At 37.6% G+C, this 12,105-nt stretch carries 14 protein-coding genes; 2 read left to right on the top strand and 12 right to left on the bottom strand.

What is annotated here, in order from left to right:
* Window positions 1-59 precede the first annotated feature (59 nt).
* From JCM9140_RS10990 to JCM9140_RS10965, 7 genes are all read right to left on the bottom strand, one after another.
* Window positions 60-1,304 (bottom strand): MFS transporter, encoded by a 1,245-nt coding sequence (locus JCM9140_RS10990; protein WP_034746083.1) that lies wholly within the window; start codon window positions 1,302-1,304, stop codon window positions 60-62.
* 10 nt (window positions 1,305-1,314) lie between these two features.
* Window positions 1,315-2,154 carry a Cof-type HAD-IIB family hydrolase gene (locus JCM9140_RS10985; RefSeq protein WP_034746080.1) on the bottom strand — a complete coding sequence of 280 codons (840 nt, stop codon included), beginning with the start codon at window positions 2,152-2,154 and terminating at the stop codon, window positions 1,315-1,317.
* A 65-nt stretch (window positions 2,155-2,219) separates the two neighbouring features.
* A complete protein-coding gene (locus JCM9140_RS22535) occupies window positions 2,220-2,603 on the bottom strand; it encodes a PhnE/PtxC family ABC transporter permease (RefSeq protein WP_052002204.1) in 384 nt (127 codons plus the stop codon).
* On the bottom strand, window positions 2,573-3,019 hold the full coding sequence (locus tag JCM9140_RS22530; protein ID WP_052002203.1) for a PhnE/PtxC family ABC transporter permease: 447 nt from the start codon (window positions 3,017-3,019) through the stop codon (window positions 2,573-2,575). Before JCM9140_RS22530 ends, JCM9140_RS22535 begins: the two co-directional genes overlap by 31 nt.
* Window positions 3,016-3,888, bottom strand: a complete 873-nt coding sequence (gene phnE / locus JCM9140_RS10975) for a phosphonate ABC transporter, permease protein PhnE (protein ID WP_052002202.1) — start codon at window positions 3,886-3,888, stop codon at window positions 3,016-3,018. The genes JCM9140_RS22530 and phnE overlap by 4 nt, the downstream gene beginning before the upstream one ends.
* Window positions 3,889-3,902: 14 nt before the next feature.
* Window positions 3,903-4,646: a phosphonate ABC transporter ATP-binding protein gene (gene phnC, locus JCM9140_RS10970; RefSeq protein ID WP_034746077.1), complete on the bottom strand. Its 744-nt coding sequence runs from the start codon at window positions 4,644-4,646 to the stop codon at window positions 3,903-3,905.
* A 66-nt stretch (window positions 4,647-4,712) separates the two neighbouring features.
* A complete protein-coding gene (locus tag JCM9140_RS10965; RefSeq protein WP_034746074.1) occupies window positions 4,713-5,696 on the bottom strand; it encodes a phosphate/phosphite/phosphonate ABC transporter substrate-binding protein in 984 nt (327 codons plus the stop codon).
* 234 nt (window positions 5,697-5,930) lie between these two features.
* Between JCM9140_RS10965 and mgtE the strand changes: the two genes are divergently transcribed.
* Window positions 5,931-7,295, top strand: coding sequence for a magnesium transporter (gene mgtE / locus JCM9140_RS10960; protein WP_034746071.1), 1,365 nt, complete (start codon window positions 5,931-5,933; stop codon window positions 7,293-7,295).
* A gap of 344 nt (window positions 7,296-7,639) precedes the next feature.
* On the opposite strand, the gene JCM9140_RS10955 is transcribed toward mgtE, so the two are convergent.
* On the bottom strand, window positions 7,640-7,780 hold the full coding sequence (locus tag JCM9140_RS10955) for a BH0509 family protein (RefSeq protein WP_034746068.1): 141 nt from the start codon (window positions 7,778-7,780) through the stop codon (window positions 7,640-7,642).
* 147 nt (window positions 7,781-7,927) lie between these two features.
* The gene (locus JCM9140_RS10950) at window positions 7,928-8,344 is read right to left on the bottom strand and encodes a universal stress protein (RefSeq protein ID WP_034746065.1); all 417 of its coding nucleotides are present in this window, start codon (window positions 8,342-8,344) and stop codon (window positions 7,928-7,930) included.
* Between the two features lie 216 nt (window positions 8,345-8,560).
* On the opposite strand from JCM9140_RS10950, the gene JCM9140_RS10945 reads away from it, so the two are divergent.
* Window positions 8,561-8,869 (top strand): winged helix-turn-helix transcriptional regulator, encoded by a 309-nt coding sequence (locus JCM9140_RS10945; RefSeq protein ID WP_034746062.1) that lies wholly within the window; start codon window positions 8,561-8,563, stop codon window positions 8,867-8,869.
* 142 nt (window positions 8,870-9,011) lie between these two features.
* Here JCM9140_RS10945 and JCM9140_RS10940 read toward each other — a convergent pair whose 3' ends face one another.
* The 3 genes from JCM9140_RS10940 to JCM9140_RS10930 all read right to left on the bottom strand — a co-directional run bounded on the left by JCM9140_RS10940 (window position 9,012) and on the right by JCM9140_RS10930 (window position 12,056).
* Complete coding sequence (locus JCM9140_RS10940; protein ID WP_034746059.1) at window positions 9,012-10,424, bottom strand: alanine/glycine:cation symporter family protein; 1,413 nt, start codon at window positions 10,422-10,424, stop codon at window positions 9,012-9,014.
* Between the two features lie 315 nt (window positions 10,425-10,739).
* On the bottom strand, window positions 10,740-11,255 hold the full coding sequence (locus JCM9140_RS10935; RefSeq protein WP_034746056.1) for a GNAT family N-acetyltransferase: 516 nt from the start codon (window positions 11,253-11,255) through the stop codon (window positions 10,740-10,742).
* 189 nt (window positions 11,256-11,444) lie between these two features.
* The gene (locus JCM9140_RS10930; RefSeq protein WP_034746053.1) at window positions 11,445-12,056 is read right to left on the bottom strand and encodes a YitT family protein; all 612 of its coding nucleotides are present in this window, start codon (window positions 12,054-12,056) and stop codon (window positions 11,445-11,447) included.
* Between the last annotated feature and the right edge of the window lie 49 nt (window positions 12,057-12,105).

Raw genomic sequence — 12,105 nt, 5'->3', positions numbered from 1 at the left:
AAACCTACTAGTTTACTAAGAAAAAAGAGCATACATGATTTCATGTATACTCTTCCTTTTTATAAAGATGAAGTGTTTGTATGTTGAACGGGTGTAAATTCACCTTTTTTATACACCCTTACCCAGTAGATGAATAAAGACAAATACACGAAAACAGCACCAAAGAACACATGTGAGACACTTCCACCAAGAGAAAAAAGGATATAAGAAACTAAAGGGCCTAGAGCTGCTCCGAGGTCAAGAAACACCGTATAAGTCGTCATTACTTGGTTAGCATCTTCTCCTCTTGTTACATCAGATGTTAATGCGTCAATAAGAGTCGTTAAAGCTGTAGAAGAAATCATGATCCCTATTGCAACAAAGACCCATATGAAAAATGGAAGAGAAAAAGGGATAAGAAGAAAACCTAAAACTGATACACCCAATGCCGTTAGAAACAATGGCAGTCTTCCTTTATCACCGTCTGACCACTTCCCTATTTTTACAGCTAAATAAGGTTCCCATACCCAACGAACACCTTGGAGGATTCCCGCTAGAGCCGTTACACCTACGACTAATCCAACGATGGTTAGTTGTTCCCCAAAATGATCGGACATAATAAGGCTTAAAGAAGAATTAAACATTCCTTGAATTAAAAAAGCTAAAATCATCCCACTAATAACAACCGAAATAGTTCTTCTTGAAAACCTTAAGCTCTCTTTTGGGGTAGAATTCGTTTTGACCCATTCATCTTGATGGACAACTTTAGGCAAGGCGAAGTAAACAAGCGGCAACCCGGCTATCATACATATTCCAAATAAGATAGAAGTCCAGTCAAAGCCAATAGTCGCGACTAATACCCCGCCTCCAATCATCCCACCTAAACTACCTAAACGATATAAACCATTATATCTCCCCATCAATTCACCACGATTGCGATCCGTTGAAGCTTCAATTACAGCAAGTAATCCTCCTAGTCGAAGAAAGGACCAAGCGACGCCCCATACAAGTCGCAAGATGATCCAAATGACTAATCCTGTCCCCACTCCATAACCGATTGTCGTTACAATAGCTAAAATGACTGAGATAAATAAACCAGCTCTAAGTGGAAGTTTGCGATACGCCAAACCAACTAAAGGATTAATTGGAATCCGAACAAAACGATTAATAGAAAGAATTAACCCTACTTCCCATAGTGACTGTAGGCCAACTTCTTTATAAAAAATAGGCAAAGCAATATAGAGCATGGAGTCCCCTAATAAACAAAGTGCTGTTACAAGCGCAACGACGGTTACTTGCCTTTTCTTTTTAGATTTCTCAATCACAACAAACCCACTACGAGATCGACTTCTGCATATTCATTTTTTCAAGAAAATCATAGCGTTTCCCTTTTGATTGCAAAAACAATTGATCTAACACAAACGCTACTCCATCCTCTTCGTTTCTTTTCGTCACATAATCAGCACTTTGTTTAATAGGTAAGGGGGCATTTTTCATCGCAACACCTACTCTTGCGAAAGAGAGCATATCCACATCGTTATAATAATTACCAAATGCAATGGTATCTTGTTGTGAAATATCATAATACTCTGCTAACCAAGCTAGAGAGCTTCCTTTACTCGCTTTTGGATGAATGACATCCAGAGAGTCTTCTCCACTGCGAACTACTCGTAACTCAGGTATAACGGCCTCAATGTTTCTTTCTACTTTCTCTAGCTCCTTTTCTGTCCCTAATATAGATGTTTTAAAAATGGGTTCATCTATCTCCGCTATATTCTCAATCAGTTGAATTGGCACTGGCAATCCGGCTCTCTTTTCTTTTTCCTCAGAAAGCGTAGTAGGTAGAAAATAGCCACTCTCCGCCCCTATTACATACTTGCATGACCATTCATTCAAAAGATTAACCAATACTCCGATGTCTTGGGCTCGATATGAATGCTTACTCGGAACCTGTTTGTCCGGAGTTTGAATGTAGGCACCATTAAAACAAACAACTGCCTCAACTAACTTAAGCTCTTCAACAATCGGCATGGTTAACCGTAGATGCCTGCCTGTTGCAATAACTACTTTATGCCCCTTTTCACAAACAGCTTGAATCGTTTCTTTCGTATAGGTAGATAAAGTCCCTTTATCCGTTAGTAACGTTCCATCTAAATCAATTCCGATTAAATTCATTGCTACCATCTCCTAATCTAAAAATAGAAAAGCAGGTCGACGAGTCGCCTGCTTCTACAAAGTTGTTAGCTTGCAGCTTTTGCACTAACAACATCTGAGCGTTTTTTCAAATATCTTGTTAAAAATTCCATTGATATGATCATTCCGAAAATAACAAGTGTTACTCCGAGTACTTGATCATACGCCATGACACGAGAAGCTCGAACAAGTTCCCAGCCAATTCCACCAGCTCCTACAATTCCAAGGACGGCTGCATAGCGGATGTTGACATCAAAACGGAAGACAGACCAAGAGATGAATGCACTCATAATCGTTGGCAAAACCCCTTGCATGATGACTTGAAACTGAGATCCACCGGTTGCTTTTATGGCTTCAATGACCCCTTTGTCAATTTCTTCAATCGCTTCAGCGTATACTTTTACAAGCATCCCAATACTATTAACTGCCAAGCTAGTATCCCAGGCGTTGGACCGAGGCCCACTGCAATGATAAATAAGATTGCCCAGATTAGTGCTGGTACAGCTCGCACGAAGGCAGCAAACCCTTTTACTGCATAGCTTATTGTCCAATGCGGTGCTAGATTTCTAGCGGCAAAACAAGCTAAGATGACGGAAAAAATCACACCAAATAACGTACCCATAACAGCAACCTGCAGGGATTCAAGTGCTGCGCCAGCAATATCAATCGGCTCATCTAAAGTTGGAGGAATCATGCCAAATAATAGGTGTTGACTTCGTTCCCAACTTTTTAATATTCGGTCCGGCATGATCTCAAGCTGAAAAATACTATAAACAAACAAGACGATCGCTAGAAACAAAATGATCCTTTTTGTCATCTTATCTTTGCTATCTTGGAATTTCTTCATAAGATTCTCTCCCTTACCTTCGCAGTCGTAAATTCAACGAGCAGGATGAGAAGCCAGATTATGAGAATCCCCACCGCAGCCCGCTGATATTGAAACAAGCTAATGGAACTTTGAAGAACTGTTCCAATTCCACCTGCTCCAATTAACCCAAGAACAGCTGCCTCTCGAATGTTTAAATCCATCTTATAAAGAGACCAACCAACAAATCCCGCCTTAAACTGCGGCCATACTCCTTGACCGACAATTTGAAACCAGCTTGCCCCCGTTGAACGTACCGCTTCTATTTGTCCAGGATCTAACTCCTCTAAAATGTCCGCATAAGCCTTAGCCAAAATCCCTACTCCCGATAGACCGAGGGCCACCGTTCCCGCAAATGGTCCTAGACCAAAAGCGGCAACCATTAATATCCCCCAGACTAAAGCAGGCACCGCTCGAAGAAAGGCGATAACGGATCTACTCATAACCCCAACGACAGGGTGAAAGGTAAGGTTTTTAGCTGCCAAGAACCCAAATACTAACGAAACGACGACTGAAAATAGCATACCAACATAACTCATTAAGACTGTATCAATCGCTGGTTTAATAAAGACAGCAATCGAAGAAAAGTCCGGAGGTAACAAGTCTTCAAAAATGAATGTTGCAATATTTGCAGTACCTGAGTAAAGAAAGCTTAATTTGAATCCAGTTTCATACCACGACCACGCAATCAAAGCAAATATAATCAAAAAAATAACGAGTTGGTTGTTTCGAACGAGCTTTTTTCTTCTGAGTAAATCTTCATACATGGCCTCTATATTTACTTCTTTTTTTACGTGTTGTTTGACTTGCTCAAGAGGTGGAACCTTTATTTGCTCTGCTGGCATACTCATCGTACAACCCTCCTCTATTTATATAGTTGCTCAACGGTATAATCAGACAGCTCATTAGGAGGTCCGTCAAACACAATCTCTCCCGCCTTAATCCCAATAATCCGATCTGCAAATTGTTTCGCAAAATCAACTTGGTGTAAATTTACAATCGTGGTGATTCCATCTTCTTCACCAATCATTTTTAAATAACTCATGACTTTTTCAGACGATGCTGGGTCCAAACTTGCTATAGGCTCATCAGCTAATAGCAAGCTAGGATTTTGAGCAATAGCACGAGCAATTCCAACACGCTGCTGCTGTCCACCCGAAAGCTCATCTGCACGTTTAAATGCTTGCTCCTCTAATCCCACTCTAGCTAAAATTTCCAATGCCATTTTTGTATCACTCTCTGAAAAACGACCAAAGCCACCTTTAAGTGAAGACATATAACCCAACCTACCATGCAAGACATTTTGAACAGTTGATGATCTTTTAATAAGGTTGTAGCCTTGAAATACCATTCCTACTTTTCGTCTCATTTTCCGAAGCTTTGTTCCTTTTGCTTGGCAAATATCGTCACCATCAATGAAGATCTTTCCGGAAGTTGGTTCATTTAATCGATTAATCGAACGTAAAAAAGTGCTTTTCCCTGCCCCACTTGGACCAATAATCGAAATAAGTTCCCCTTTTTTAACACTCGTTGAAATTTCTTTTAATCCCACTGTTCCATCGGGATAAACTTTGCGTAATCCTTCCACTTTTAAGATGGCTTCACCCATTTTAAATTCTCCTTTTCATACGTTAATAGAAAAGGTGGTGAGGTCCTCACCACCCTTAACACTGATTTATTTCAATAGATCTTCTGCACTCATTTCGAGCGCAGCTGCCGTATCACGGATGATATCAAAGGCTGAATCTTCTGCAGGGATAAATGCACTGTACCCACTTTCTTCTAGGAACGCAGTAGCTTCTGGATCATTATGCATCTCGTGAAATGCATGGATTACTAGCTCTCTTAAGTTTTCAGGTAAATCCATACTAATTGCTTGAGGACCTCTAGGAATTGGGTCAGATTCAGCAATGATTTTTAATTTATCAAAGTTCGGATGATCTTGAACTCTTTCAAACACTCGTTCAATACAAACATCACACACTCCAGCCACATCAACATCTCCATTTAAGATGGAATATAGTGAAGCCTCGTGACTGCCAGAAAACGTTACATAAGAAAAATGATCATCTACTGTATCCATATTTAAGCCAAGGTGATTAATCAGCATTCCTTTAGGGAAGATATGTCCAGACGTGGATGCCGGATCAGCATAAGCAATTGTCTTACCTTCAAGATCATCTAGTGATTCTAAACCAGAGTCCTCTAATGTTATAAAAATTGCGTTGTACGTTGCAGCACTAGGATCTTCGACACCCATTGCAAAAGCTTCTGCATTTCCCCGTTCATGTGCTAGCATATATGAAAACGGACCAAAACCTGATGCATGAAGGTGACCATTCCTCATCGCCTCAATTAATGCGTTATAATCATTTCCAACAAATAATTCAAATTCAATGCCTAATATATTTTCCATATAGTCAACAAGTGGATCAAATTGTTTCGTTAACTCGGCTTGATCTTCTGTCGGTAAAATTCCATATACAAATTTCTCAGGCCAACCTGTTCGATCAATGTCGTCTTCAACTTCCTCTGTACTCGGCTCTGCTTGAGAAGAACTTATTTCTGTTGTAGATTCTTCACTCCCGCCACAAGCTGCTAACATGGCTACTGAAAGTGCAGCAATTGACAATCCTACCCTTTTTAAATACTTTTTCATCTCTCCAACCTCCGAAGCTATTTATTTGGTACATGCTCTAGTGTAAAGACTAGTTATTAAGGAGAAATTAATTGAAGGTAAACATTTGTAGATAATTTGTAACGCGATTGTTAAAAAGATAAAGTATGTAAATATTGTAAAGGACAGAGGTTTTTTTCTTCCTTTTCAAAAAGTAGCTTTCTTAGAGGATTTTTTCTGTTAAAGTAAACACGTACACATATGTGAGGTGAAGATATGATATCAAACATGACCGAAGATCAATTGTTAGTGTTAGTTATTAAATACATGAAAGAAGCAAAACGTAGTGCTCTCCAAGAAATTCTTGATGAATTACACCCTTATGATTTTGCCAAGCTATATAGAGGGTTACCCGAGAAGCATCACCATAAATTCCTTACGTTTTTAACTCCTTCTCAAATTGCAGATCTCATTCAAGAACTAGACTATGAGATGCAAATAGAAATTTTACATAAGCTTGGAATCGAACGATCCTCAAAAGTAATGGATCATATGGATAATGATGATCTAGCTGATTTACTAAATGAGCTATCTGTTGATAAGATTCAAGAATTTTTGGATATTATGAAAAACGAAGATTCGAAATCCATTCAGTCATTGATGAGTTATCCTGCTGATACAGCCGGGGGAATCATGACAAATCAATTTGTATGGATTCACGCTGATCAGACAGTCAGACAAGCTGTTGATAAACTCAAGGAATATGCTAGCTTCTCTGAAAACATCTATTATTTGTATGTTATCAATGACGAGAACAAACTCGTTGGAGTTGTATCCTATCGTGATTTATTAATCGCTGACCTTCATGAAAAAATTGAAGACTTAATGTTTACTCGAGTCGTTTCTGTCCATGTTCAAGACGACCAAGAAGAAGTAGCTCAAATCATTGAACGGTATGATTTTATTGCTGTTCCTGTTGTCGATGATCAAAATGTGTTAAAAGGAATTATTACAGTTGATGATGCAATCGATGTTGTTATTCAAGAGGCAAATGAAGACATTGAAAAGTTATCTGCGACAGGGAAGGATATAGACTTTAACACACCGGCGATAACCGCTTCTGTTCGTCGGCTTCCTTGGCTTGTTTTGCTATTATTTATCGGCCTTCTATCTGGAAGTATTATTAGCGGATTTGAAGAAACACTGGAACAAGTCGTTGCTCTTATTTTCTTTATGCCAATGATTGCTGGGATGACAGGAAATACAGGGACACAGTCCCTAGCTGTTGTGGTTCGTGGGATTATCACACATGATACCGATCGAAAAACTGTTATTAAGCTAGTCTTTAGAGAATTACGTGTCGGAATCATTATAGGAATTACGTGCGGTATCTTAATTTTTCTTATTGCTTATTTTTGGATGGGTAGCTTGATTTTAGGATTTGTCGTAGGCATTTCTTTATTAGCCACTTTAATTATTGGAACATTAGCTGGTACCATAATACCTTTAACGTTATATCGTTTAGGCGTCGACCCAGCTGTTGCATCTGGTCCACTTATTACGACCTTAAACGATATCTTTTCTTTAATCATTTATTTCGGAATTGCCACTACATTTTTAACGCAATTGGCCGCTTTATAAGAAAGGGTTTTTTTCTCAGGAGATTGTCGCTACATAAAGTAAGATGCGTAGAAGCCACTTCACTAATGCATCGAACAAACACAAGAAGAACATCTTCCTTATAAAAAGAAAAAAACGAAAGCAACCATCCAGTTGCTTTCGTTTTTTTATCTAGTGACTAAATCACCAATAATCCAATAACCTAGCCCATATACAATCACAATCACGGAAATCAATAGAAAAAGTTTCTTATTCGACATTCTCATACCCCGACCACCTTTTTACAACCTTCGCTAGTTAGTATACTACATTTTGGCCAGGTTACGCTTGACACTATCTTGAACAAAAAGGAAAACGATTTGCTTCTATACTCTTTCAGACATAGTGTACGCTCTTGTATAGAGGTGCTCGACATCCTCATCAGTCAACATCATTAGCTTTCCTTCTGTCATTCCTTCCATCTTCGTAAGAAATTGAATCATATTCTCGCGTTCTTGTCTGCTCATTTCCTTCGCCTCCTGTATTAATACAATATATTATTTGTTATTTGTATTATATAACAGATAAAAAATATTCGTCAATGCTATTTTTTAAAATATAAGCCCAAATTTTTTATACAAAAAAGAGAATAGCTTATTAGCCATTCCCTTCTTTTATTTAACAATTAGAACCGGACATGTTGCTTGTTTAACTACTTTGTGGCTCACACTTCCCAGGATCATTCGCTGAAATTGATTTAATCCTCTACTTCCTATCACAAGCAAATCAGCTTTGATATCCATTGAAAACTTTACAATAGAAGACGACGGAGCTCCTCGCAAAATCTTCACTTCATACTGAATTCCTTCTGATTTCGCTTTCTTTTCGATCATTTTCATTTTTCTTTTCCGTTTCTCGATTATTCCTAAGGAGTTCCATGTATCTAATATATCGGCTTTTGAAGTTGTCCCATCAACAACATAAACAACATACGTAAGGGCACCAGTAACCTTAGCTAATCCAATTGCTGTTTCTGCAGCACGAATTGACTGTTCTGATCCATCCAACGCAACTATTATTTTTGATATCATGAAATCCCTCCTTAAAAAGATACTTTATCTTATCCATACACAAAAAAGTGGTGCATCATTACTTAAAAACTAAGGAAATCGGCTACTGATTAAGACTAATTAGTCCTATTATCAAATGAAAAAAGTAGGTTTTTAGGTTATTTTCAATATTTAATCGACTATATTTCATCTCTAGCATACCAATGTGGTAAACTAAAAATAACTGAGGTGATGATAATGGATTACAGCCAAATGTGCCCTAAATTCGAGCAAGCAATTGACATATTAGGAAAAAGGTGGACTGGTCTTATCATTAGAGTTCTTTTAGATGGACCAAAACGTTTTAAAGATATAAAAGCACAAATTCCCGATATGAGTGATCGTATACTAACAGAACGCATGAAAGAATTAGAACAGCAAAACATTGTAACGAGAGAAGTTTTTCCAGAGAAACCCGTTCGGATTGAGTATTCATTATCGGAAAAGGGGATTGCCCTTCAACCAGTCATTGAGTCCATTCAATCTTGGGGAGAAAGCTGGACATAGAAAAGAAGACACGTCAGTTGATTGATGTGTCTTCTTTTCCCCTTTAAAAATATATCGTTCCTCTATATAAAAGTAGTGCTTTAGCTTAAAAACAAAGAAATAGCTAACCACCATACGGCAGCTAACTATTTCTCTTAGTTTATTATCCAACCATTTTATCTGACTTTTCTTCATCCCATGCTTCTGTGTTTTTAATTCCAAGCTTTTTAGGGCTGAATGTAGGATCAAGACCTTGTTTACGTTGATCTTCGTAATCTTTAAGAACTTTAAACGCAATTTTCCCTAATAACAAGATACCGATTATATTAATCACGGTCATTAATGCCATAAATACATCTGCCAAATCCCATACAAGCCCTAAGCTCGCGACAGAGCCGAATAACACGAATGCCATAGTTAGAAGACGATATCCGTTAACGGCTAATTTGCTCTTTTTGATGAACTCGATGTTCGTTTCACCATAGTAGTAACTACCGATAATAGAACTGAATGCAAACATGAAGATTGCAGCTGCAATAAAGTAACTAGCCCATCCACCAATTTGTAAACTTAAAGAGTTTTGTAGTAACTGAATACCTTCCGCTTCACTTACATGATAATCCGTGTTTAATAGAATGATAAACGCTGTAGCCGAACATACGATTAACGTATCAACATAAACTCCTAATGTTTGAACAAAACCTTGTTTTGCCGGATGAGAAACATTTGCCGTAGCAGCTGCGTTTGGTGCACTACCCATACCAGCCTCATTCGAGAATAAACCACGACGAACACCCATCATAATAGCAGCACCAATACCACCACCAAGCGCTTGCTCAAAACCAAATGCACTACGAATAATTAAACCAAATACAGCTGGAATTTCTGAAACATTCATAACCACAACAACTAATGCAATCACAATGTACAATACAGCCATAACCGGAACAATGATACTAGAGAAGTTCGCAATACGATGAACCCCACCAAAGATAATCAGACCCGTTAAAACGGTCATAATAATTCCCATCATTAATGGACTTGCACCAAACGCATTATCAAATGCTCCTGCGATTGTATTACTTTGTACAGAGTTAAAAATAAGACCGAATGTAATAGCAATTAAAATAGCAAAAACAATTCCTAACCAGCGTTGACCTAACCCTTTTTCAATGTAGTAAGCTGGGCCCCCACGATATGACTCTTTGTCTTTAATTTTATAAACTTGAGCTAATGTACTCTCAATAAAACTAGTTGCACCACCAAGTAATGCTACAATCCACATCCAGAAAACCGCACCAGGACCACCTAATACAATGGCAACCGTTACCCCTGCAAGGTTCCCTGTTCCAATTCTAGTTGCCGCACCAATAGCGAACGACTTAAAGGGACTAATACTTTTCATTCCTTCAACTTCTGTTGATTTCTGTGTTACAACACGGAACATTTCCTTAATGTAACGGAATTGCATAAAACGAATTTTAAACGTGAAGTACAAACCAGCACCTAACAAACCGCCAATAACTACATACGTCCATAAAAAACCATTAAGAGCATCAATAATTGCTTGCAAAATTCGAACACCTCTCTTTTTTGAATTATCTAAATTATTTTTCTACTATACACTAACCCAAAAGATTTTGTAAATAACAAATGTCAGAAAATTTAACATACTTATCCTAATTTTTTTGGATTCTATTCCAATCTTACATCTACACCCCTTTATTTACACGGTTTTCATGCTTATTTCTTCCTTGACCGCTTCTTCTAGAAACAAAAAATGGAAGCAATTTCTCACCAAATTAATTGTTGAGAAATTGCTTCCACGATCATTCTATTATTTCGATATACAAAATTATTAGTTCACAAAAGTATTGTAGGGCAAGCCTAGTCAATTACTCCATGTGTAATAAAGAAAATCATACAACTCCAAATTTAAAGTTGCTCCATCTTTTTCAATCTCTGTTAATCTAAATCCATTTTTCTCTAAAATCTTTTGCGACCCATAGTTGTGGCTTGTCGTTTTTGCTATAACTTCCATTTTTTTATATTTCTTATTTAAATGCTTCATTACCATCTCTATGCTTCTTGAAGCTATCCCTTTAAATAAGTAAGGTTCACCAATCCGATAGCCAATTTCTGCCGAAAAAGAAGGATTCTCCAATACATTGAATAAATTGATTCGTCCTAGAATGGTATTTTGACTATTTACAATAAGATAGTATTGCCCCTCTCCCCTTTCTTGTTCTTTTAATAATTCTTGTAGGAATTGGATAAATTTATTATAGATATAATAGTCGTCTCCTCTGCTCGGAACCATTGTTTCAAAAAAACTTCGATTCTCTCGCTCGAATTGCCATAAGGGTTTGGCATGCTCGATCGTTAGACTTTCTAATTTTATTTCCATATGACCCTTCCCCCACCTCTTCGGCAGTCACTAAACCTGCTTCACAAAATAATTGTATAGTACTATTCCCTTTTTTATTTCAACTTCCCTCTAATTAATGATTGTACAAACAAAAAAACCTTAGCAGATAATCAGCTAAGGTTTTTGCTTTAATATTAAAAAGGGGGAGAGTGACCTTTTTCACTACCTTCAGGACACACTTGGTTGAGCATTTCTTACAGCTCGTTTTTTCGTTGTATGTTTTGCTGCAATGCGTCCTTTAAAGAAACTGATCACATAGGAAATCATCACAATTGATAAGATAGAATATAAGCCTCTTATCAGACCAATTGAAAATAAACCAATAAAAATAACAAGGAAATCAAATACAAACGTGGTGATCCCCGGATTGAGATTAAAGCGTTTTTGTAAATAAAGCGTTAAAATATTCGCTCCTCCTAAAGATGAACCATTTAGAAAAAGAATGGATAATCCGAGACCCGCTACAAGTCCACCTAAAATGGCGCCCATCCAAGGAATGATGGAAAAGCTCGGAATAAATTGAAGAACCTCAGTGATAACTGACAATGTCGTAACAGCAAACATGGTTGACAACGTGAATTTCCAGCCCATTTTAAAAACGGCCAAAACATAAAAAGGAATATTAATTAAAAAAAACATCACCGAAAAAGGAATTTGAAGCCCATATGTGAGGCTTAATGCAAGCCCTGCAGTTCCTCCGGTTGTCACTTGTGAATTTTGCAAAATCAACACACCAATACTAACAACCAAACAACCTAACACTACATTCAGTAGTTTCATATTATCGCTCCCTCCTATAATATTATTTAACAATCATTTTTCAACTCGA

Origin of the sequence: Halalkalibacter wakoensis JCM 9140, assembly GCF_000513095.1 — a bacterium.
GTDB lineage: Bacteria > Bacillota > Bacilli > Bacillales > Bacillaceae_D > Halalkalibacter > Halalkalibacter wakoensis.
The sequence above is the reverse complement of the archived record's forward strand: the minus strand, read 5'-3'. Positions and strand labels throughout refer to the sequence as shown.